At 69.3% G+C, this 22,051-nt stretch carries 21 protein-coding genes and 1 tRNA gene; 12 read left to right on the top strand and 10 right to left on the bottom strand.

Annotation, left to right across the window (positions count from 1 at the left end):
* Nucleotides 1-26: 26 nt before the first annotated feature.
* The 5 genes from JRZ79_RS19045 to hemAT all read left to right on the top strand — a co-directional run bounded on the left by JRZ79_RS19045 (nt 27) and on the right by hemAT (nt 8,627).
* The gene (locus JRZ79_RS19045) at nt 27-2,078 is read left to right on the top strand and encodes an OB-fold nucleic acid binding domain-containing protein (protein WP_205251977.1); all 2,052 of its coding nucleotides are present in this window, start codon (nt 27-29) and stop codon (nt 2,076-2,078) included.
* Nucleotides 2,079-2,125: 47 nt separating this feature from the next.
* Complete coding sequence (locus tag JRZ79_RS19040) at nt 2,126-3,775, top strand: tRNA uridine(34) 5-carboxymethylaminomethyl modification radical SAM/GNAT enzyme Elp3 (protein ID WP_205251976.1); 1,650 nt, start codon at nt 2,126-2,128, stop codon at nt 3,773-3,775.
* Between the two features lie 77 nt (nt 3,776-3,852).
* The gene (gene rqcH, locus JRZ79_RS19035; RefSeq protein ID WP_205251975.1) at nt 3,853-5,964 is read left to right on the top strand and encodes a ribosome rescue protein RqcH; all 2,112 of its coding nucleotides are present in this window, start codon (nt 3,853-3,855) and stop codon (nt 5,962-5,964) included.
* A 59-nt stretch (nt 5,965-6,023) separates the two neighbouring features.
* Nucleotides 6,024-7,097 carry an mRNA surveillance protein pelota gene (locus JRZ79_RS19030; protein ID WP_205251974.1) on the top strand — a complete coding sequence of 358 codons (1,074 nt, stop codon included), beginning with the start codon at nt 6,024-6,026 and terminating at the stop codon, nt 7,095-7,097.
* A gap of 60 nt (nt 7,098-7,157) precedes the next feature.
* The gene (gene hemAT / locus JRZ79_RS19025) at nt 7,158-8,627 is read left to right on the top strand and encodes a heme-containing aerotactic transducer HemAT (protein WP_205251973.1); all 1,470 of its coding nucleotides are present in this window, start codon (nt 7,158-7,160) and stop codon (nt 8,625-8,627) included.
* On the opposite strand, the gene JRZ79_RS19020 is transcribed toward hemAT, so the two are convergent.
* On the bottom strand, nt 8,624-9,367 hold the full coding sequence (locus JRZ79_RS19020) for an MBL fold metallo-hydrolase (protein ID WP_205251972.1): 744 nt from the start codon (nt 9,365-9,367) through the stop codon (nt 8,624-8,626). The two genes, hemAT and JRZ79_RS19020, sit on opposite strands and share 4 nt — an antisense overlap.
* A 49-nt stretch (nt 9,368-9,416) precedes the next feature.
* Nucleotides 9,417-12,053: a DEAD/DEAH box helicase gene (locus tag JRZ79_RS19015; protein ID WP_205251971.1), complete on the bottom strand. Its 2,637-nt coding sequence runs from the start codon at nt 12,051-12,053 to the stop codon at nt 9,417-9,419.
* A gap of 100 nt (nt 12,054-12,153) precedes the next feature.
* Between JRZ79_RS19015 and JRZ79_RS19010 the strand changes: the two genes are divergently transcribed.
* Nucleotides 12,154-12,708, top strand: coding sequence for a hypothetical protein (locus tag JRZ79_RS19010; RefSeq protein WP_012289342.1), 555 nt, complete (start codon nt 12,154-12,156; stop codon nt 12,706-12,708).
* Here JRZ79_RS19010 and JRZ79_RS19005 read toward each other — a convergent pair whose 3' ends face one another.
* Nucleotides 12,709-13,662 (bottom strand): zinc-dependent metalloprotease, encoded by a 954-nt coding sequence (locus JRZ79_RS19005; RefSeq protein ID WP_205251970.1) that lies wholly within the window; start codon nt 13,660-13,662, stop codon nt 12,709-12,711.
* A 48-nt stretch (nt 13,663-13,710) separates the two neighbouring features.
* The gene (locus tag JRZ79_RS19000) at nt 13,711-13,944 is read right to left on the bottom strand and encodes a hypothetical protein (protein WP_205251969.1); all 234 of its coding nucleotides are present in this window, start codon (nt 13,942-13,944) and stop codon (nt 13,711-13,713) included.
* A gap of 84 nt (nt 13,945-14,028) precedes the next feature.
* On the opposite strand from JRZ79_RS19000, the gene JRZ79_RS18995 reads away from it, so the two are divergent.
* From JRZ79_RS18995 to purF, 4 genes are all read left to right on the top strand, one after another.
* On the top strand, nt 14,029-15,090 hold the full coding sequence (locus JRZ79_RS18995) for a M42 family metallopeptidase (protein ID WP_205251968.1): 1,062 nt from the start codon (nt 14,029-14,031) through the stop codon (nt 15,088-15,090).
* 56 nt (nt 15,091-15,146) lie between these two features.
* A complete protein-coding gene (locus JRZ79_RS18990; RefSeq protein WP_012289341.1) occupies nt 15,147-15,329 on the top strand; it encodes an LSM domain-containing protein in 183 nt (60 codons plus the stop codon).
* Entirely contained in the window at nt 15,326-15,502 is a 177-nt protein-coding gene (locus JRZ79_RS18985) for a 50S ribosomal protein L37e (RefSeq protein WP_010903091.1), read from the top strand. The genes JRZ79_RS18990 and JRZ79_RS18985 overlap by 4 nt, the downstream gene beginning before the upstream one ends.
* A gap of 205 nt (nt 15,503-15,707) precedes the next feature.
* Complete coding sequence (gene purF, locus JRZ79_RS18980) at nt 15,708-17,180, top strand: amidophosphoribosyltransferase (protein WP_010903090.1); 1,473 nt, start codon at nt 15,708-15,710, stop codon at nt 17,178-17,180.
* 58 nt (nt 17,181-17,238) lie between these two features.
* Here the strand turns inward: purF and JRZ79_RS18975 are convergent, their stop codons facing one another.
* Nucleotides 17,239-17,808 (bottom strand): DUF420 domain-containing protein, encoded by a 570-nt coding sequence (locus tag JRZ79_RS18975; RefSeq protein WP_205251967.1) that lies wholly within the window; start codon nt 17,806-17,808, stop codon nt 17,239-17,241.
* Between the two features lie 117 nt (nt 17,809-17,925).
* On the opposite strand from JRZ79_RS18975, the gene JRZ79_RS18970 reads away from it, so the two are divergent.
* Nucleotides 17,926-18,010, top strand: a tRNA-Leu gene (locus JRZ79_RS18970).
* A gap of 169 nt (nt 18,011-18,179) precedes the next feature.
* Here JRZ79_RS18970 and JRZ79_RS18965 read toward each other — a convergent pair.
* The 5 genes from JRZ79_RS18965 to JRZ79_RS18945 form a co-directional block, all read right to left on the bottom strand.
* The gene (locus JRZ79_RS18965) at nt 18,180-18,584 is read right to left on the bottom strand and encodes a helix-turn-helix domain-containing protein (RefSeq protein ID WP_010903088.1); all 405 of its coding nucleotides are present in this window, start codon (nt 18,582-18,584) and stop codon (nt 18,180-18,182) included.
* A 59-nt stretch (nt 18,585-18,643) separates the two neighbouring features.
* Nucleotides 18,644-19,291 (bottom strand): DNA-binding protein, encoded by a 648-nt coding sequence (locus JRZ79_RS18960; protein ID WP_010903087.1) that lies wholly within the window; start codon nt 19,289-19,291, stop codon nt 18,644-18,646.
* 53 nt (nt 19,292-19,344) lie between these two features.
* A complete protein-coding gene (locus tag JRZ79_RS18955; protein ID WP_010903086.1) occupies nt 19,345-19,803 on the bottom strand; it encodes a pyridoxamine 5'-phosphate oxidase family protein in 459 nt (152 codons plus the stop codon).
* Nucleotides 19,804-19,898: 95 nt separating this feature from the next.
* The gene (locus JRZ79_RS18950; RefSeq protein ID WP_010903085.1) at nt 19,899-20,060 is read right to left on the bottom strand and encodes a hypothetical protein; all 162 of its coding nucleotides are present in this window, start codon (nt 20,058-20,060) and stop codon (nt 19,899-19,901) included.
* A 79-nt stretch (nt 20,061-20,139) separates the two neighbouring features.
* Nucleotides 20,140-21,408: a hypothetical protein gene (locus tag JRZ79_RS18945; protein WP_010903084.1), complete on the bottom strand. Its 1,269-nt coding sequence runs from the start codon at nt 21,406-21,408 to the stop codon at nt 20,140-20,142.
* Between the two features lie 86 nt (nt 21,409-21,494).
* Here JRZ79_RS18945 and JRZ79_RS18940 point away from each other — a divergent pair, with 86 nt between their 5' ends.
* Nucleotides 21,495-21,998: a multiprotein-bridging factor 1 family protein gene (locus JRZ79_RS18940; protein ID WP_010903083.1), complete on the top strand. Its 504-nt coding sequence runs from the start codon at nt 21,495-21,497 to the stop codon at nt 21,996-21,998.
* Nucleotides 21,999-22,051 lie beyond the last annotated feature (53 nt).

Here is a 22,051-nt window from a genome sequence, read left to right as displayed (position 1 = left end):
GGGCAGCGCCCGCTTCTTCGATGCAAATGGGTACTTGTATCGTCTGCGGCTCCTCTACGGACGGCCACATCTGCGCCACCCACGAAGAGGACGTCGTGTTCGATTTCCGTGGTGACTCACCAGACCAACTCACCCCCGGCCGGTTCTACCGCGGGACCGTCGACGGGTTCGCCGAGTTCGGCGTGTTCGTCGACGTCGGCGGCACCGTCACGGGACTCCTGCATCGCTCGGAGGTCCCCGGTCGCGTTGACTCCCTGGCGTGGGATGTCGGCGACGACGTGTTCGTGCAAGTGACCGACGTCCACGACAACGGCAACATCGACCTGGGGTGGTCGATCCGGGAGTCGATGCGTGACTTCCGCGGCGAGCTCGTCCACGACCCGGCGAACGACTCGGACGCCGCGCTCCCCGCCGACGACGAGGCGGACAGCGACACAACTGACGACGGCGACACCACCGACGACTCGCGGGACGCGGAGACCGCCGACGGCGGGAAGCGCGTCTCCGACGCGGACGCCACGACCGAGCGCGCCGCGGACGCCAGCTTCGAGTTCAGCGGCGCGGACGCCGACGACGACACCGACCACGAAACGGTGCGCGTCGACGCCCTCGACGACCACGTCGACGACGCGGTCACCGTCGAAGGGGAGATCACGGCCGCCCGCCAGACCAGCGGCCCGACGGTGTTCGAGTTGACCGACGAAACCGGCGCTGTCGACGCCGCCGCGTTCGTCGAGGCCGGCGTTCGCGCATACCCCGAGATCGAACCCGGAGCCGTCGTGCAGCTCACGGGCACCGTCGAGCGCCGGCGCGGCGACCTCCAAGTGGAGACCGAGGCCGTCACCGAGCTCACCGGCGACCGCGCCGACGAGGTCCGCAACCGCATGGACGCCGCCCTCGACGACCGCGCAGCGCCCGCCACCACCGCGCTGCTTGCGCCCGACGACGACGCCGTGGCCGCGGTCCACGACGACATCGTGGACGCCGCGACCGCGGTTCGGCGCGCCGTCATCGACGCCCGACCGGTCATCGTCCGCCACCCCACGACCGTCGAGGGGTACGTCGCCGGCACCGCCATCGAGCGCGCGCTGCTGCCGCTGATCCGCGACGAGCACGCCCGCGAGGACGCCGAATACCATTACGTCGACCGCCGCCCCCTCGACGACGCCTTCTACACCATCGACGACGCGACCGGCGACGTGACGAGCATGCTCGAGGCGGCCCACCGCCACGACGAGAAACACCCACTGTTCGTGTTCGTGGGCACCGGCTCCACGACCGAGTCCACGGACGCCCTGGACCTCCTGGACATCTACGACGCCGACACCGTGGTCGTCGACGGCGGGTACGCCGACGACGCCGCCGGGATGGACGTGCTCGTCTCCCCGACCGCGGCCGGCGAGCAGCCCGTGAACACGGGCGCGCTGGGCGCGCAACTCGCCGCCGTCATCAACGACGACGTGCGCGAGGACCTCGCCCACCTGCCGGCGGTCGCGTACTGGACGGACCTCCCGGCCGCGTACGCGGACCTCGCGGCGGACGCCAGCTACGACAGCGACGCCCGCGAAGCGCTCCGTGACGCCGTCGCCCTGGAGGCGTTCTATCAGTCCTACGAGGACAAACGCGAGCTCATCGCCGACCTCCTCTGGGGGGACGCCGACGACGACCTCGCGGACCACATCGCCACGCAGTTCCGGGACCGGCTGGCGACCGAGCTGTCGACCGCCGAGCCGCATCTGTCGACACGCCACCACGACGGCGTCGCGTTCGAGACGCTCGACGTGGGCGCCTACACACACCAGTACGACTTCCCGCCGGTCGACCTGCTGTTGGACGCGTTGCACCGCCGCGCGGACAGCACCGACGTGTTGCTCGGTGCCGGCGAGGACGCGCTGCGGGTGCGCAGCGACGACGCCGTCGACGTGCACGCGGTCGTCGACGCCATCGACGACGACCTGACCACCACCGCGGGTGTGACCGCTCGCGGGGCGCGAGACGGCCGCATCGAGTTCCTGGCCGGAGAGCGCGACGCCGTCCTGGACGCGGTCGTCGGCGCCATCGCGGCCCAGCTGGCGTAACGCCCCGAACGACACGCTTTTTCGCCCGCGGCGGCTTGCAGTCAGCAATGAGCAGTAACGCCGACGACGGCGCGTTCCAGGCCGCCTGCGAGGAGCTCGTCTCCCGGATCCTCGCCGGTGATGTCGGCAAAGACGACATCGAGGACGCGAAACTCGACGTCTGTGGTGAGTACGCCGCGTCGAAGGTGCCAAAACACTCCGACCTCCTGGACGTGGCGCCGGACGGCCGGCGGGACGAGCTGGAGGACGTGCTCCAGCGCAAGCCGGTGCGGACGGCGTCCGGGGTGACGCCCGTCGCGATCATGACCAGCCCCCACACCTGCCCGCACGGCAAGTGTCTGTACTGTCCGGGCGGCCCGGCGAGCGAGTTCACGTCCAGCCAGTCGTATACCGGCCACGAGCCCGCCGCTGCGCGCGGCGTGCAAAACGACTACGACCCGTACGGCCAGGTGACCCTGCGCCTCCACCAGCTCCGCCAGATCGGCCACCCGGTCGACAAGGTGGAGCTCATCCTGATGGGGGGGACGATGACCGCGCGCAGCCACGACTACCAGGAGTGGTTCGTGAAGCGCGCGCTGCAAGCGCTCAACGACTTCGACCCCGACCAGGAGCCCGCACCCAACCAGACGGAGTCGTTCGCCCAGGACCCCGCGGAGTACGACTTCCGGTATCTGGAGGACGTCATCGCCGACAACGAGCACGGGGCGCTCCGGAACATCGGCACGACGTTCGAGACGAAACCCGATTGGTGTGACCCCGAGCAGGTCGACCGGATGCTGGATCTCGGCGCGACGAAAGTCGAGGTGGGCGTCCAGACCACCTTCGAGCGCGTGAACCGCGAGATGCATCGGGGCCACGGCGTGCAGGCGTCCGTGGACGCCAACCGGCGGCTGCGGGACGCCGCGTTCAAAGTCGGGTTCCACATGATGCCCGGCCAGCCCGGCATGAGCAAGGAGATGGTGTTGGAGGACTTCCGGCGGCTGTTCGACGACGAGCGCTGGAAGCCCGACTACCTCAAGATCTACCCGACGCTGGTGGTGCGGGACACCATCACCTACGACATGTGGCGCAACGGCGACTTCGAGCCCTTGCACAACGAGGAGGCCGCCGACCTCGTCGCGGAGATCAAGGACATGATCCCGCGGTACACGCGCCTGCAGCGCGTCCAGCGGGACATCCCCGCGGACTTCATCGACGCCGGCGTCTGGAAGTCCAACCTGCGCCAGCTCGCCCGCCAGCGCATGGCCGAGCACGGCTACACCTGCGACTGCATTCGCTGCCGTGAGGCCGGGATGAACGACGACGACCCCGAGAACGTCAGCCTCGACGTGGAGACGTACGCTGCCGGCGGCGGCACGGAGCACTTCATCAGCATCGAGGACTTCCAGCAGGACCTCCTGGTGGGGTTCGCGCGCCTGCGGTTCCCCAACGAGCCGGCGCGCGAGGAGCTGACCGACGCCGCGCTGTTGCGGGAGCTCCACGTCTACGGCAGCGAGGTGAGCGTCGGCGACGACACCGGCGACGACCAACACCAACACCAGGGCTACGGGCGGCAGCTCATGGAGCGCGCCGAGCACCTGGCCGCCGACAGCGGCTTCGAGAAGCTGTCGGTCATCTCCGGCATCGGGGCGCGCCAGTATTACAAGCAGCAGCTCGGCTACCACCAAGACGGCCCGTACGTCTCCAAGCGCCTCTGAGTGCCGTGCCGTCGGTCCCAACGGCTACCGGGCAGCGACCGTAAGGCAGAGGGGTGGGGGCCGACAACTGGGTGAGCATGAATCAGAAGCGGGAGGTGACGAGTGTCGACCTCGTCGCCCTCACGGCGGAGCTGAACGAGTACGCGGGGGCGAAAGTCGACAAGGCCTACCTCTACGGCGACGACCTCCTCCGCCTGAAGATGCGGGATTTCGACCGCGGCCGGGTGGAGTTGCTCGTCGAGGTCGGGGAGACCAAGCGCGCGCACGTCGCCGACCCGACGCACGTCCCTGACGCACCCGGGCGGCCCCCGAACTTCGCGAAGATGCTGCGCAACCGGCTTTCGGGCGCGGACTTCCATGCGGTCCGCCAGCACGGCTTCGACCGCATCCTGGAGTTCGAGTTCCGCCGGGAGGACGCCGACACCACCATCGTCGCGGAGCTGTTCGGCGACGGGAACATCGCGGTGCTGGACCCACAGCGTGAGGTCGTCGACAGCCTCGACACGGTGCGGTTGCAGTCCCGAACCGTCGCCCCCGGCCGGGATTACGGCTTCCCGGATGCGCGCGTGAACCCCCTCGACCTGTCCTACGAGGCGTTCGCCGAGCAGATGCGGGACTCGGACACCGACCTCGTGCGGACGCTGGCGACCCAGTTGAACTTCGGCGGGCTGTACGCCGAGGAGTTGTGCTCGCGGGCCGACGTGGAGAAGACAACGCCGGTCACGGACGCCCCGGAGTCGACCCTCGAAGCGCTGTTCGACGCCAGCGAGACGCTGCTCGGGGACATCAGCGCGGGCGACCTCGACCCGCAGGTGTACTACGAGCCGACCGACGACGAGGACGAACAGGGGGCGCGTGTGGACGTGACGCCGATCGCGCTCGACGAGCGCGCCGACCTGCCCAGCGACGCCTTCGAGTCGTTCAACGACGCGCTCGACGACTACTTCACGAACCTCGACACCAGCGAGGACGAGGACAGCGGCGAGACCGTCGACCGCCCGGACTTCGAGAACGAGATCGAGAAACAACAACGCATCATCGAGCAACAGGAGCAGGCCATCGAGGACTTCGAGGCGCAGGCCGAAGCCGAGCGCGAGAAGGCGGAGTCGCTGTACGGCCACTACGACCTCGTGGATGGGCTGTTGAGCGCCGTCCGCCAGGCCCGCGAGGCGGGCCACGGGTGGCAGCAGATCGCCGACACGTTCGACGACGCCGCCGGCGACGTGCCGGGCGCCGAGGCGTTCGTGGGCGTCAACGAGTCCGCGGGCATGATCCGGGCGCGGATCGACGACCACACGGTGACGCTGGATCCGTCCGCGGGCGTCGAGAAGAACGCCGACCGGCTGTACACGGAGGCCAAACGCATCGAGGAGAAGAAGGCGGGTGCCCGGGCGGCCATCGAGAACACGCGCGCGGACCTCGACGCCGTCAAGCAGCGCCGCGACGAGTGGGAGGCCGAACCCGAGAGCGAGCACGAGGACGACGCCGACGATGAGGTCGCGTGGCTGTCGCGGTCGTCGATCCCGATCCGCCACCAGGAGCAGTGGTACGAGCGGTTCCGGTGGTTCCGAACGAGCGAGGGGTTCTTGGTGATCGGCGGCCGGGACGCCGGCCAGAACGAGGAGCTGGTGAAGAAGTACATGGACCGCTACGACCGGTTCTTCCATTCGCAGGCCCACGGCGGCCCGATCACGGTGTTGAAAACCAGCGCGCCCAGCGAGCCCTCCAACGACATCGAGGTGCCCGAGCGGGACGCCCGCCAGGCCGCCCGGTTCGCCGTCGCGTGCTCGTCGGTGTGGAAGGACGGCCGGGGGGCCGGCGACGCGTACATGGTGTCGCCGGACCAGGTGTCGAAAACCCCCGAGTCCGGCGAATACCTCGAAAAGGGCGGGTTCGCGGTGCGGGGCGACCGCACGTACTTCCGTGATCTGTCGACCGAGTGGGCGGTCGGCATCACGTGTGAGCCCAACACCCGAGTGCTCGGCGGGCCGACGGACGCCATCCGCGAGCAGGTCGAGACGCGCATCGAAATCGAGCCCGGGCGGTACGCGCAGGGCGACGCCGCCAAGCGCATCTACCGGGAGTTCCGCGAGCGGTTCACCGACGAATCGTTCGTGCGAAAGGTCGCCAGCCCGGGCGAGATCCAGAAGTACATGCCGCCGGGCGGCAGCCGGATCGTCGAGGAGTGAGCGCGCCGGGGTGACCCCAAAGGAGTGAGCCTTTTCTCGTGGGGGTCCTGTGGGCGACCATGCAACTGAAGGACCGCCACACGGTCGAGGGGGGCCGCGAGCGCATCACGCTCGTTCCGGAGAGCCTCGACGACCTCTGGCACCTCGCGTACGTCCTGGAACCCGGGGATTTCGTGGCCGGGGACACCCACCGCCGGATCCAGCGCAACGACGACCAGATGCGGGACACGGGCGGCGAGCGCGAGCACATGTTCGTCACCATCGACGTCGGGGACGTGGAGTTCCACAAGTTCTCGAACCGGCTGCGGGTCTCCGGCACCATCGAGGACTGCTCGCGGGAGGACCAACTCGGCCTGCATCACACGCTGAACGTCGCGGAGCGCGAGGAACTGGAGGTCGAGAAGCACTGGCAGCCCGATCAGTTGAACCGCCTCAACGAGGCCGTCGAGGCCACCGATCAGCCGGATGTCGCCATCGCCACCGTCGAGGAGGGCGAGGCGCACATCCACGTCGTCCAGCAGTACGGCGTCGACGAGCAGGGGTCGTTCACGGCGACCACGGGGAAAGGCGAGCAGAACGACCGCGGCCGCGACGAGCTGTTCGGGACGCTCGCGGACGCGCTGGCGCGCATGCAGGCCGACGCCATCATCCTCGCCGGCCCCGGGTTCACCAAGCGGGACGCCCTTGATCACATCACCGAGGAGTACCCCGACCTCCAGGAGACAATCACCATGGTGGACACGAGCGCGGTCGGCGGTCGTGGCGTCCACGAAGTCCTCAAGCGCGGTGCCGTCGAGGACGTCCAGGAGGAGACCCGCATCGCCGAGGAGTCCGAGCTCATCGACGAGCTCACCACGCAGATGGCGACCGACGGGAAGGCCGCCTACGGCATCGACGAGGTCCAGAAAGCCGTGGAGTTCGGCGCGGTCGAGGACCTGCTGATCCTCGATGAGCGCCTGCGACTGGAGCGCGCCGGCGAGGGCGACTGGGTGGACGTCGATGTCAACGACCTCGTCAGGACCGTCGAACAGCAGGGCGGGAGCGTGACCGTGTTCAGCCACGAGTTCGCGCCCGGCGAGCAGCTCCGGAACCTCGGCGGGATCGGTGCCGTCTTGCGGTATCGGCTCGACTGACGCCGATAATTCATACGCAGAGAAAAGAGTTAAAAAGCGCGTCCGGCATTCTTGGGGAAAATGAGCAACGATAATGACACTCTCGTGACCGCCGACGTTCGGAACGGGATCGACGGGCACGCACTCGCGGACCGGATCGGCCTCGACGAGGCGGAGATCGCGTGGCGGCTGTCGTTCACCGGGATCGACGACGACACGATGGCCGCGCTCGCCGCCGAACAGCCGCTGTTCGAAGCCACCGCGGACGCGCTGGTGACCGACTTCTACGACCACTTGGAGTCCTACGAGCGCACACAGGACCTCTTCGCGAACTCCACGAAGACCGTCGAGCAACTCAAAGAGACGCAGGCCGAGTACTTGCTGGGCCTCGGGCGCGGCGAGTACGACGCCGAGTACGCCGCCCAGCGCGCCCGCATCGGGAAGATACACGACGTGCTCGGGCTCGGGCCGGACGTCTATCTGGGCGCGTACACGCGATACTACACGGGGCTGTTGGACGCGCTTGCCGACGACGTGGTCGCCGACCGCGGCGAGGAGGCGGCCGCCGCCGTCGACGAACTCGTGGCCCGGTTCCTGCCGATGTTGAAGCTGTTGACCTTCGATCAGCAGATCGCGATGGACACCTACATCGACTCGTACGCCCAGCGCCTCCACGACGAGATCGACAGCCGCCAGGAGTTGGCGAACGCGGTCGCCAGCGACGTGGAAGCACCGCTGTCCTCGCTGGAGGCGACCTCGCAGGACGTCGCCGAGCGCACGGACACGATGCGGGCCGCGACCGACGACCAGGTCGACCGCATGGCGGACGTCAGCCGTGAGATATCCAGTGTGTCCGCGAGCGTCGAAGAGGTCGCCTCGACGGCCGACGACATCCGCCGGACCAGCGAGGACGCCGAGGCGCTGGCCCAGCAGGGCGAGGCGGCCGCCGACGACGCGCTCGCCACGATGACCGACATCGACGAGGCGACCGACGGCGTCACCGCGGGCGTCGAACAGCTGCGCGAGCGCGCCGCCGACGTCGAATCAGTGACCGGCGTGATCGACGACATCGCCGAGCAGACGAACATGCTGGCGCTGAACGCGTCCATCGAGGCCGCCCGCGCCGGGGAGGCGGGCGAGGGGTTTGCGGTCGTCGCCGACGAGGTCAAGGCCCTCGCCGAGGAGTCCCGCGAGCAGTCCACGCGCGTCGAGGAGCTCGTCGAGCGGATGCAGGCGGACACAGAAGAGACGGTCGACCAGTTGGACGAGGTCAACCAGCGCATCGGCGAGGGCGTCGAGCGCGTCGAGGAGGCGATGGAGACCCTCCAGGAGATCACCGACGCCGTCGAGGACGCCGCAAGCGGGATGCAGGAGGTGTCGACGGCGACCGACGAACAGGCGGTGAGCACCGAGGAGGTCGCCGAGATGGTCGACGATGTCGACGACCGCGCGGGCGAGATCGCGGCCGCCCTCGATGACATCGCCGACGCGACCGATCAGCAGGTCCGGACCGTCGAGGAGGTCCGCGAGACGGTCGGCAAGCTCAGCTAGAGCTCGACGCCGAGACCGTCGCGGGCGATATGGACTTCGCCGTCGAAGCCAGCCTCGTGGATCGACGCCGTCATCGCGTCGTGTTCGCCGTTCGTGTGCGGGTAGAGGTGGGTGAGATAGAGGTCGTCGACGTCGACGCCGGCCAGCGACGCGCCCAGTTGCGTGGGTGTCGGGTGGTTGGACACGTCGACTTCGTCCGGGAACGAGCAGTCGTGGACGAGCACCGACGCGCCGTCAGCGAACGCCCCCATTCCGTCGAACGCCTCGGTGTCGGCGCTGAACACGAGGTCGCCATCGCCGCCGCCGAACCGGTAGGCGAGCCCGGGCATCGAGTGTTCCGTTTCGATGGCCGTCACGTCGAAGCCCGCAACCCCGACGCTGCCGACATCGACCTCGCGCAGGGTCACGTCGACACGCCCCTGGAGGTAGTCGTGGACGCCCAGCAGGTCCGTTACGAGCGCGTCGGTGCCCGCCGGGCCGACGACGGTCAGCGTCTCCTCGCCGGCGAGCCAGCGCGCCTTCAGCAGCGCGAGCAGGTCGCTGACGTGGTCGAGGTGGTGATGCGAGAGCAGGACGGTGTCGACGCCCTCGTAGCCCACGTCGGTGCGGGCCAGGGTGTGCAGGACGCCGCTGCCGCAGTCCACGAGCAGTCGGCTGTCGCCGTCTTCGACCAGCAGTCCGGTCTGCATCCGCTGGCCGGTGGGCATCGCAGACCCAGTGCCGAGAAACGTCAGTTGCATGCCCAACCCGGGGACAGCAAGCGAGGTAAGCGTTCGGGAGTCGGCGGCGTCACTCCATGTCCGCCCAGTCGATCATGCGGTCGTACAGCGGCTCCGAGCGCAGCGCCCGCTCGTCGCCGACGAGCACGAGGCTCTTTTTCGCGCGGGAGAGCGCGACGTTCACCCGCCGGTGGTCCTCGAAGATGGGGCCCTCAAGCGTGCCGCGGGCGACGAACGAGACGACGATGACCTCCTTCGAGGAGCCCTGGAAGCGGTCGACGGTGTCGACGGCGACGCCCGCCGGGGTGCGCCGCCCGATCTCCGCGACTTGTGCGCGGAACGGCGCGATGACGCCGATCTCACCGGGATCCAGCCCGGCGTCGACGTACGCGGTGACGACGTCTGCGACACGATCGGCTTCCGCGGGGTCGACGTGGGCGTCGTCGGTGCCGGGCACGTCGTGGAACGTGACCCCGCCGTGGACGGCACCACCGGGGTCGACCCCAATATCGGTGAGCCGCTGGCCAGCAACCTCGCTCGATGCCGGCCGCAGCTGGCCGTCGTAGAACTCGCGGCTGGAGAACGCCTGAATGCGCTGGCTCATCCGGTACTGCTGGTCGAGCATCACCGACGCCTCCGGGTACGTCTCGTGGAGGCGTTCGAAGAGGGATTTCGAGAGCCGGCCGCCGGAACGCACCACCGGCGGGAGCTGCTCGTGGTCGCCGACGAGCACGAACCGCGCGCCCCGGTTGATCGCGGCCAGCGTGTCCGGCTCGGTGAGCTGGCTGGCCTCGTCGACGAGCACCACGTCGAACTCCAGCTCCCGGAGGATGCGGGAGCCACACGTGGCCGTGGTGGCGGCGACGACGGGCGCCGACCGCAGGGCGGCCGCGCGCTCGCCGGGGTCACCGGACCGATCCAGCCGGAGGTCCTGCATGTCCGCCCGAACGCCGGTCTCCGTGCCGACCCGCACGATGTCCTCGTGGCCCTGCTGGCGGAGCGCGTCGAGGGCGTTGTCCACCGCGCGGTTCGTGAACGCCGAGACGAGCACGCGGTCGCCGCGCGCCACGAACGCCTGCACCAGGGTGGCGATGGTGTACGTCTTCCCCGTGCCGGGCGGCCCGTGGACGAGCGCGAAGTCCTCGGCGTTCAGCGCGCGGTTCACGGCCGCGTTCTGGGCGTCGTTGTTCGGGATCAGGTCGTGGTCTCCGCCTTCGAAACGGGGGCTGGCCCGGTCGAATAAGAGGTCCGTGCGGCGCTGGTCGCTTTTCAGCACGGCGTCGTGGAGCGCGGTCAGCATCCGGTCGACGGAGAGCTCCGAGGGGTAGACGTCTAGCCGGCAGAGCGAGACGGGTTCGTCGGTGGTGACCTCGACGCGGTCGGCGTCCAATCGCTCGACGCGCGCCATCTCCGCGCGCCCCGCCACGGGGTCGCCGTCCGAGGCGAGCACGCGGTCGCCCTCCCGGATCTTCGAGGCGGCGCTGCCGGGGCGGGTGGCGGTCAGCCGCCAGCGGCCGTCCGGAAGCTCCGTCTGCTCGGCCGGGCTGAGGCCGACGACGGCGCGGTCGTCCGCCGCGCGCTCGTCGGGGGACTGCTCCCAGAGCTTGCGGTATTCGTCGTGGATCGCGCCGCGCTCGGCCTCGATGGCGTCGTACAGCTCGTCGAAGTACGCGCGCTCCTCGGCGGGCACCGGATCGCCGATCCGGCCGGCCTTGGATTCCTGATCGAGGCGGCCCGAGACCACCATGCAGGTGTCCTGCTCGAAGCAGTAGTCGCATTTGGCGTCGGCCTCGTAGCCCGTCGGCGGGCCGTCGCTCGCTTCGAGGGCGGCGAGGTGGTTGCGCTCCCGCACGACGAACTCCAGGAACCCCCGGCCGATGGAGAACTCCTTGGCGGGCGAGAGGTCGCCGGACGCCTCGCTGCGGTCGACGGCCGCGTTCTTCGTGTACAGCAGCGTCCCCGTGTCCGCGGGGACGCCGTGCTCGTCCAACATCAGCGCGTAACAGGCCGCCTGCACTTTGTCGTGGAATCGGGGCTCGCGGTTCGTGTTCTTCCCCGTTTTCAGCTCCACGGGCATCCCGCGCCGGATGGCGTCACACCGGCCTTTGATGCCGAAGCGCTCGGAAACCAGCGTGTACTCCGAGCGCCACTCGTCCTCGTCGGTCAGCCGGCCCTGCTGGAGCCAGCCCTCGATGGCGCTGGCGTTGTCCCGCACGTCGGCCTCGACTTCCGCGCGGCTCCGACCCAGCAGCCCGAGCTCCAGGCCGGCTTCGTCGACCCGTTGGGCGACCGACGCCTCCAGATCGCGGCCCCGAAGCAGATCCCCGAACACCTCGTGGACGATCGTTCCTTTCGTCACCGGATACTTCAGCGGCAGCCCGGAGAGCTTGTTCAAGTAGTAGAGCCGCGGGCACTGCACGAACGACCGGATGTCGGTCACGTCCACGACGAACTCCGGCTCGACGACCACCCACGACGACGCCGCGGTTGCGTACCCCGCTCCGTCCTCGGTGGCGTCGTGCACCGCAAGCTCCATGCCCGCGTCGAGGTAGGTGGCCGTCTCCGTCCACTTCCCCCACAGGGACACGGGCACCGGCTCGGCCCCGGGATCGGGCCGCACCCGCACCGTCACTACGTCCCGGCCGCCGTGCTGCGTGTCCACCGACGCGGGTGTGTCGACGTCGGTGACGACGCCCCGAATGTTCACGCACGACGGGTGGGGCGGCCGGCGAATAACGGTGTCGCTCTCCGGTGGGACGGCTGCGAGGACAGGGTTGAAGTCCACCACGCCACAACCACGTGGTGACATGCGCGTACGGGACTGGGACGACATCGTCGAAGACGTTGTTGGATCGTCTGGCGACCCGGACGACTGGCGGGCGGTCGCCGGCGACCGGGCGTCCGGGGTCGGCGAGGACCTCTACCTCGGCCACCCCGCGGCGGGCGTCTTTCACCTCAAGACGTACGCGAAAAACCCCTACGAGGTGCGCGGGGTAGGAACGCAGATCGCCCGCAAGGTCGACGACGGGCTGGCCGACTTCCTGCCCACCGGCGACGACGCCGACGGCCGGTTCGCGGTCCAGCAGCCGGTCGCCGACGAGGACGACGCCGAGACGAAAGCCAGCGAACTGGAGCAAGTCGTGCAGGCCCACGCCGACGCCCCGACGACCCCGGACGCGTTCTTCGATGACGTGATGGACGCCCTCGACAGCCCGGCGTTCGGACCCATGGAGTACGACCCCTACGACCGCCCGGATCCCGTCGAGGGGCTGGCCGAGGAGTTCCCCGACGCCGACGAGTTGCTCGACAGCGAGCTCGACGACCTCGTTGATGCGGACCGCGTCGGCCGCGGGTTCCAGTAGTCAGGCGGGGACGCGGGCGAGCCACCGCGGCGGCACGTCCAGCTCGTCGTCGGTCGGCAGATACTCGGGGTCGTCCCAGACCCGCGACACGCCCGCGAGCCCGCGCTCCCCGGCGACGTGCGCGAAGAACTCCCGGCCGCGTTCGTACTGCTCGCGCTTGCGGTGGAGGCCGAGCAGCCGCGTAGCCACCGCCCCAAGCGGGCTGCGCTGGCCGCGGCGCGCGTCGAGTTTCCGCCGGAGGTCGTCGTACTCGCCGTCGAAAGCCTCGTCCATGAGGAGCTCGGCGTACCCCTCGACGGCGGTCATCGCGACCTGCAGTTCCTCGAACGCCGCGGTGTCGATGGTGCCGTCGGCGAGCGCGTCGACGCCGGTCCGGAGGCGGGTTTCGAGGTAGTCCGACAGCCACCCCGCCGCGCCGAACTCGGCGGCGTGTGTGACCTCGTGGAACGCGATCCACCGCCGGAACCGCGGGAACTGAACGCCGAGGCTGTCGGCGACGGCGACGATGTTGGGGTGCACGAAGTACAGCGCGTGGGCGTCGCTGGCGTCGGCGAGCAACAGCGGGTCGTACTGCCCCAGGACGTTGCGGGCGATGAACGCCAGCGCGCCTGCGGTGGTGGCCGTGTTGAGTGTGCGGGCGACACCGGGGAGCCGCGAGGGCTGTTGGTTCATCGGTTCGAACGCGCGCCGGAACGTCGCCACGTTGGCGTCCACCCAGTGGTGGCGGGTGTGGAGCGCAACCGTCTCCGGCACGTCGAAGGACAGCCCGGACACCGAGCGGATGCGGGCGCGTGCGTCCCGCACGTCGGCCGCGTACGCGTCGGCGGTGTCCTCGCCCAGCGCGAGTTCGCCCGGCGGCGTGACACTGGTTGCGGCGTCGGCGACGCTATCCCAGTCGATAGCGCCACCGCCGTCGGCGCTCACGACGGCGCGCGCGCTTTCGAAGATCGACATACCGCAGTTCGGGCGTCTGAACGCAAATCTCTTCTGGAGGGCGCGAGGCTACGCCGCGTCACGCCGCCGACGCAGGCCCGCGAGCAGGCCCAAGGCGACCAGGACGCCGATCGCAACGGCGACGCCGCGGCCGCCACAGCCGCCGCCACAGTCCGCGTCAGCCGGCGGCGTCTGATCGGTCCCGTCGGCGTCGGCGTCGCCGTCGGTGTCGCTGTCACCAGTCCGCATGCTGGGGGCGGCAGTGAACTCCGAATCGTGGAAGTGGACTTCAAGCAGTCCCATGCGGTGGTGTTCAGCGAGCGCGCATTTAGCTGTTGGTGGTGCTGGATGCGGAGGATTGATCGGGTGGGCGACGGGAGAACGCGTATGGACGATGCGCGTCGCACGTTCCTGGATGAGTTGCTCGCAGTCCACAGCCCGACCGGCCATGAGGCGGCCGCACAGCGCGTGTGGGTGGAGTACGTCTCGCAGTACGCCGACCGCGTGGAGACGGACGCCTACGGGAACGCCGTGGCCGTCGCCGAGGGCGACGCGCCCGCGGTGGCGTTCACCGGGCACGCCGACGAGATCGGGTTCGCGGTGGCCGAGATCACCGAGGCGGGGTTCGTTCGGATCGCCCCGATCGGCGGGCTGGATGCGTCCGTGACGCGGGGCAGCCAGGTCCGGATCGAGACCGACGACGGCCCCGTCAACGGGGTCATCGGGCAGGCGGCGGTTCATCTGCGGGACCACAGCGAGGACGGTGGCGCGCCGTCGGTGACCGAGCAGTACGTCGACATCGGGGCGGCGGACGGCGACGACGCTCGTGACCGTGTGTCCGTGGGCGATCCGGGGGTGCTCGTCTCCGAGCCCCGGGAGCTGGCCGGCGGCCGGCTGAACGCGCGCAGCCTCGACAACCGCACCGGGCTGTGGGTGGCCGCCGAGGGGTTCCGGCGCGCCGTCGAACGCGACGTCGACGCGACGGTGTACGCAGTGAGCACGGTCCACGAGGAGATCGGCACCCGCGGCGCACGGATGGTTGGGTTCGACCTCGACGTGGACGCCGTGGTCGCCGCCGACGTGACCCACGCCGCCGACGATCCGATGTATCCGGCCGAGCGCGCGAGCACGGTCGCACTCGGCGACGGCCCCGTGGTGATGCGCGGCGGCACGAACCACCCCGTGGTGGTGTCCGCGCTCCGTGACGCCGCAGCCGACGCCGGGGCGTCGCTGCAGGTCGCCGCCCACCGGATCTCGACGGGCACGGACGCCGACGCGTTCGGGACGGCGGGCGGCGGGGTGCCGACCGCCGACCTGGGGATCCCGAACCGGTATATGCATACGCCGGCGGAGGTCGTTGACCTGGCGGACCTCGCTGCGGGGGCGGACGTGCTCGCGGCGTTCGCCGCCCACGCCGGGGACCGGGACTCGTTTGCGGTCTCGGTCTGAGCGTCGGGCGGGAGCGGTCCGGTACGCTTATGGATGCCACCACCGGCGGTAGGTACATGAGCGGCCGACCACTGGATGTGCTGGAGGAGTCACTCGAAGAAACCGTCACCGTCCGCCTGAAGGACGGCGACGAGTTCACCGGCGTGCTGACGGGCTACGACCAGCACATGAACGTCGTCATTGAGGGCGAAGACACAACGATTATCCGTGGCGATAACGTCGTCACCATCAAACCATGACTGGCGCAGGAACCCCGAGCCAGGGGAAGAAGAACACCACGACGCACACGAAGTGCCGACGCTGCGGTGAGAAGTCCTACCACACGAAGAAGAAGGTCTGCAGTTCCTGCGGCTTCGGTGCTTCCGCCAAGCGCCGGGATTACGAGTGGCAGGGCAAGACCGGCGACAACTAAGCAGTTCTTTCTCCGCGTTTCGTTCCGGTCCGGACAGCCACTGGTCCGTGATCGCGCCCGGTTCGCCGAGTCGTCCGTCTCTACCCCCACCCATGGGTGCTGAACACACCCCTCACTGCAGTGTTGTGCATACTTCACGGCGATCGGGGCGTGTATTCGACACGGTTGCGGAAGGTTTACCCTATGGTGTCCGCAAGCGGGAGGTATGTCAGGCGGCCCCGCGGACGGACCCATGAGTGACCATCCAACCGAGAAATGTGGGGTCGTCGGTGCCTCACTGTCGGCCCGTGACGCCGCGCTTCCGACGTACTACGCGCTGTACGCCCTCCAGCACCGCGGCCAGGAGTCGGCGGGCATCGTCGCCCACGACGGCTTCCAGCAACACCAACACGTCGGCATGGGGCTGGTGGGTGACGCCTTCGACGAAGCCGACATCGACGCGCTGCACGGTTCGGCCGCCATCGGCCACGTTCGCTATCCGACCGCGGGGAGTGTCGACAAGTCCTGCGCGCAGCCGTTCTCGGTGTCGTTCAAGGGCGGTGCGCTCGGCCTGAGCCACAACGGCAACCTCGTCAACGCCGACGAGTTGCGCGCGGACCTCGCGGCAAGCGGGCACGCGTTCACCAGCGACGGCGACACCGAGGTCATCGCCCACGACCTCGCGCGCAACCTCCTCGACGCCGACCTCGTGGACGCCGTCGAGCGGACCATGGAGCGCATCCACGGGTCGTACTCGCTGACCATCATGCACGACGACACCGTGTTGGGCGTCCGGGACCCACGGGGGAACCGTCCGCTGGTGCTGGGGACCGTCGAGGACGGCTACGTCATCGCCAGCGAGTCCGCCGCGATCGACACCATCGGCGGCGATGTCGTCCGTGACGTCCGTCCCGGCGAGGCGATCGTCCTCGACGACGACGGCACGGGGTTTTCCGCCCACCAGCTCGTCGACCGCGACACCACCGCCCACTGCTTTTTCGAGTACGTGTATTTCGCGCGCCCGGATTCGGTCATCGACGACGAACTCGTCTACGAGGTCCGGCGCAACCTCGGCCGCCAACTGTGGCACGAGACCGGCGTCGAAAGCGATGTCGTGGTGCCCGTCCCCGACTCCGGGCGGGCGTTCGCGTCCGGCTACGCCGACGCCGCCACCGAAGACGGGAGCGACGTGGAGTTCGCCGAGGGGCTGATGAAAAACCGGTACGTCGGCCGCACGTTCATCATGCCCACCCAGGAGGCCCGCGAGCGCGCCGTCCGGCTCAAGCTCAACCCCATCAAGTCCACCGTCGAGGGGCAGTCGGTCACGATCATCGACGACTCCATCGTACGGGGCACGACCAGCAGCCAGCTCGTTGATCTGGTCCGGGACGCGGGCGCAACCGAGGTCCACGTGCGCATCGGCGCCCCCCAGATACAGGCCCCGTGTTACTTCGGCATCGACATGGCGACCCGCGAGGAGCTCATCGCCGCCGACCGGACGGCCGACGAGATCGCGGCGGAGATCGGCGCGGACTCGCTGTCGTATCTCCCGCTGTCCGCGGTCACGGCGGCCATCGGGAAGAGCGAAGCCGACATGTGCGCGGGGTGTGTGACCGGCGCGTACCCATACGACGTCGACGGCGAGGCGACCGACCGGGACGCCGAGCGCCCGACAGTCACGCCGTCCAGCGACGACTGACCGCGCTCAGCTGCCCCAGGAACCGCCACGGGTTCCGCGATGCACAGCGGGGCAGCGGTCAGTAGAGGACGTACAGCATGAGGTAGACGACGATGCCGAGCGCGAACGACACGAGCCACAGGGAAGCGGCGACGCGGCCCACCCGCGCGTGGTTCGAGTCGTAGATCTCGCTGATCGGGCGCGTGCCAGCCAACAAGAGCACGTAGTAGACCAGCGGGATGCAGGCGATCGCCAACCCCATGTGGATGATCAACACCGGCAGGTAGACGAACGTGTAGACCGCCCCCGTCGTCGGGAACGCGGTGGTGCCGTGGACGACGAGCCGGTAGAGGTACAGCCCCAGGAACGCCACGAACAGCAGGGTCGTCGTCGCCATCGCCGCGCGGTGTTTGGCCACGTCGCCGCGCCGGATCCAGCGCCACCCCGCGAGGATGGTGGCGATGGCAGCCGCACTGATCACTGCGTTCAGCGGCGGGATCGCGCCGATGAACCAGGCCGGTGCCTGTGGGAGCACGCCCGCCGGGATGACCCCACGGACGGCAGCCACGACGACCGCGATGGAGGCCACGCCGAGGACCGCCGCCAGCCCGGCGACGTGACGCCGAACGAATCCGTCAGCCATGCCCATGGGTTACGCGTGACCCACCAAATCGGTTCCGTGTCGCGGTCTCACGCGCCGAGCGCGAATCGCAGGGGTTTTAATTCGGGGGCGGGTACCACTGAGTGCAGCAGCAACCGTACGCGAGCGTGGGTAGCCGAGCTAGGTCAAAGGCGCAGCGTTGAGGGCGCTGTCCTGTAGAGGTTCGCCGGTTCGAATCCGGTCCCACGCATCGCACTGGTGGGTTGTTCCCACCGCCTGCCACACCACGTGGCGCTGCGATGCACGGTGATTTCCCCTCCCGGGACATCACCCACGCACAATTTCCTACTGGCGTCGATTCGTACAGCCCAGCGGCTGCCGTTCCTGGCGGTCACGCCTCGGAGAACCTGGTCCGTGAGTCAGTCCGCAAACGGCTGTGCGGGACCGGCGGTGCCGGCGTCCGTCGGCGTACACGAGAGGGTTGCTTCGACGCCGTTGTGGCTGACCGAGAGCGTCACGTCGTCGACGGTGCAGGTGTACTCGCTGACGTGTTTCCCCGAGCGGCGGATGCGGAGCGTCTCCGAGAGCAGTCCGGCCTCGGTGAGGCGGTCGATCTTGCGGTAGGCAGTCGAGGACGGGAGATCACATTCATCGGCGATCTCGCCGGCAGTCAACGCGGCATCGTCGGTGGATTCGAGGATCTGCCGGCATTCGGCGTCGTCGAAGGCGTCGAGGATCCGCTGCATGAGCTCGCCGGTCGCGGTGATATCGCTGTCGTCGTCGTCGGCCGTCCGGGATGGTGCTGCCAGCTGCGACTGACTCATTGTATCTCATCGGAATACCTACCCGGGGAGGTATTGCACCCCCCAACAACGGGGGTGGTTTAAGTGCCGTCGGTTTCGAGGGCGTCCCCCAGGAGTTTGCGCTGTGCGGCGAGCAGGTGCTCGGTGAACGTCGACGGCGCGATCCCGAGGTCGTCGGCCAGCGCCTGCGCGGTCGCGCCGCGGGGGCGCTCGAAGTAGCCCGCCTCGTAGGCGGTCGTCAACACCTCCAGTTGGCGGTCGGTGAGCTGGCCGCGGTCGACGAACGCGGTGTCCTGGGCGGCGGTCCCCGTGGGTGCGCGGACCAGGCGCTGGATGTCGATGTCGGCGAACTCCGCGCGAAGCTCCCCGACGATCGCCTGGACGGTGTCGAACTCGCGGCCGTGAAACACGATCTGGAGCTCGCCGTCGCGGGCCCGATACCGGTTCACCGGCGTGTCGTGTGCGCCCAAGCAGACACAGGGACACGCCGCCTCAGCGTCGTGGCGAACACGATACAGGTGGCGGTCGGTGTACGTGAACACGGGGTCACGGTCGTAATCGTCGGGGACCGCGTCGGCGTCGATCAAGAACTCCGTGACCGGCGCGCCGTCGGCCGCGATGCTCGTCGAGACGTTCGTGATCGTGGTGTTTGCGCGCTCCGAGAGCACCGCGATCGGACACACCGGTGGCCGTGGGAACGACACAGTGACACGAATCCCAGCGGGCATCTACGAGTACGAGGCGCGTGCCGGTACAAGAATCCACGGGAGACGCGGTGCCGTTAGGCGTATGCCGCGTGATCCAACTCGATGCAGCGGCCGCTGATCGTGGTGGCGTCACACTCGTACAACTGGATGCGGAGGTCGGGCTTGTCAGCCCCCCAGATTTCGAACAGCGGGCGTTTCGCGTCCCCGAACTGCTCGATGCGTTCGACGGTCATCTCGTCGGTCGAGATCTCGGTGAGCGTCCCCTGAGCGACGACGCTCCGGTACTCGGGCGGCGACTCCTCGGAGACGACCAGCCGCACCGCCGGCGACGACGAGAGGAACGCCCGCTTCTCGCTGTCCGGCGTCGAGACCAGGCGTAGGAAGACGGTTCGCGACTCGGCGTCGTAACCGTACGAGATCGGGATCGCGTACGGCTCGTCGCCACGCGCCAACGACAGCACCCCGGTTTCGTTGCGGGCGAGCACGGCGTCCGTCTCCGCCCGCGACAGCTCGGTCTGTTGGTCCAGGGCCATTGGTCAGTGCCTCCACTTACCGGTGGGAATCTTTATATTTGGCCATCCGCGCCGCGCGAACGGCGCTGCACGCGCGGGCGACGCCAGCGCAGGGGTTACGTACACGACTGCTCGGCCGGCGCGAACGCATCGCCGTCGACGGCCGCCCCGCAGACAACACACCCGTTCGAGAAGAGGGCGTCCCGCATCGCGGGGTTGACCGTCATGGTCTCCCCGCAGTGGGGGCACGTGAACACGATGTCCTCGCTGGCGCTCATCGGTGAATTGGTATTCGACAGACTGGGATAAATGGCCCGCCCTGGTTCCAGTGCACTGGGAAACGCACGCCGCCACAGGCTACCGGTGGCGCTCGGCGAACGCGAACAGCCGGCGTGTGAGCGCGCGGACGCGGGCGGTGACGGCTGCCCCCATCCGTGGCACCGCCGGCAGCGACGCCGACAGCTCGCCGACGGAAACGGAGCGCAGGCGGTGGTCGGTGTGGACGGCGAACGCGTACCCCAACGCCGCCACGATCAGTGCCGGGAACCCGACAAAGGCAACGACGGACAGCGGCCGAATGGCGGTGGTGACCTGCGCGCCGAGCCCGTACGCGAGATAGACCGCCCCCGCCAGGACGCCGACGGCCGCCGTCCCGGTTGCCGCTCCGAGGCGGCGAGTGATGGCGTGGATGTGCGAGCAGTACGCCGCCGCGGTCGCAGCCGCGTGCCCGGCGGCGTCGCTGTCGCGGTCCGTCACGCCCGCGCGCTCGACGGCCCCCGTCTGCTCGCGCGTGAACGTCGGCAGCCCGGGGCGCGGTCGAAGCGAGCCATGCACCACAACGCCGGTCGCGAGCGCCGCGCCGACAGCCAGCGCGCCGACGCCCACCCAGACGGCGGGCGTGAACGCGAACGGCTCCTCGGGAGCCACCCGATACCGCTCGACCACGCCGAGCGTCGCCGCGAGCAGGACCACCCCCAACGCCAGCACCCGCCACGCCGTCGCCCGCACCCGGTCGAGCGCGTCCAAGTGGGCTTCCACGGGGGTGTCGAGCAGTGACACGCCACCGCCGGCCTGCCCCGGGGGCGCGGGCCGCCTGTCAGGGGGCGTTCCGCCCGGTGGCACGTCGAACGCCAGCGGGTTCTCGACGAGCTCCTCGACGAACCGCGCCGCCGTCCTGTAGCGCCCGGACAGGTCGGCGGTCGTGTCGTCGTTGCTGAGCCGGTACAGCGACCGCGACGTGCGCACGTCGTCGATCCCCAGGGATTTCAGCGACACGTGATCCAGGGCCGGCTGGACGTTCGTGAGCGTGACCACGCCCCATCCGCCCGCCGGATCGGTGAGCGCCGTGTGCCGTGCGACGTCGTCGCTGTCGACGCTCACCGACCACACCTGGCCGACAGCGCGCACGCCCCACTCGCGGTGGAAGACAACGTAATCACCGCGCTCCAGGTCGGCAACCACGTTGGTCTCCCGCGTCGCCCACGCGTGCGTGTCGGACAGCGACCGCACCAGCGACGATACCCGCGGCGGTTCAACGGCCGTCGTGTAGTCAGCGCCGAACGCGTCGGTGAACTCGGGGCTGTGAAGCGCCGCGAGATACACGTGATCGGCGAACTCCCCGCGCATATCGGGTGGCTTTCGCCTCCTCGTACTTAGGTATGGCTTGGTCACAAACCGGGTATTAAAATAACATCGCCCACGTACGGCAACGCATGCCGAAGTACTCGACCGGTGGCGCCGGCAGCGGGGGCGGTGGGCAGGCCTGCGAGCTCTGTGGGTCGACCGCCGACTCGTTGCAGGATGCAAACGTCGCCGGGGCGGAGCTCACCGTCTGCCCGGACTGCGCGAGCCACGACGAGAGCGCAGCCGCCGACGCCGACGGAGACGCCGCCGACGCCGACCGGACGCAGCGCGCCGTTGAAAACCAGGCCCAACAGTTCGACGCGGTGACACGCGGGGACTCCAGCCACTGGGAGGAAGACGGCACGAACTACGAAACCGACCAGCTGCCGTACCTGGTCTCCGACTACGGCGAACGCGTCGTGCGCGCCCGCCAGGACGCCGGCCTCCAGCGGTCGGAGCTCGCCGCGGAACTGGAGATCGACGACGCGGACGTGCTGGCCGTCGAGCAGGCCCGTGCCACGAAGGCCAACGTCGGCGGGTCGGTCATCGCCGCGCTCGAGGACTTCCTCGACGTCCAGCTCAGCGACGACTGACCACGCCACGCCGGACAGCCCGGAAACCAGACAGCTTTTTTCGACAGCACCCA

The sequence above is a fragment of the Halobacterium sp. BOL4-2 genome, from assembly GCF_016917835.2.
Taxonomy (GTDB): domain Archaea; phylum Halobacteriota; class Halobacteria; order Halobacteriales; family Halobacteriaceae; genus Halobacterium; species Halobacterium salinarum.
Note: the sequence above shows the minus strand (reverse complement) of the source record. Positions and strands in the feature narration are given on the sequence as shown.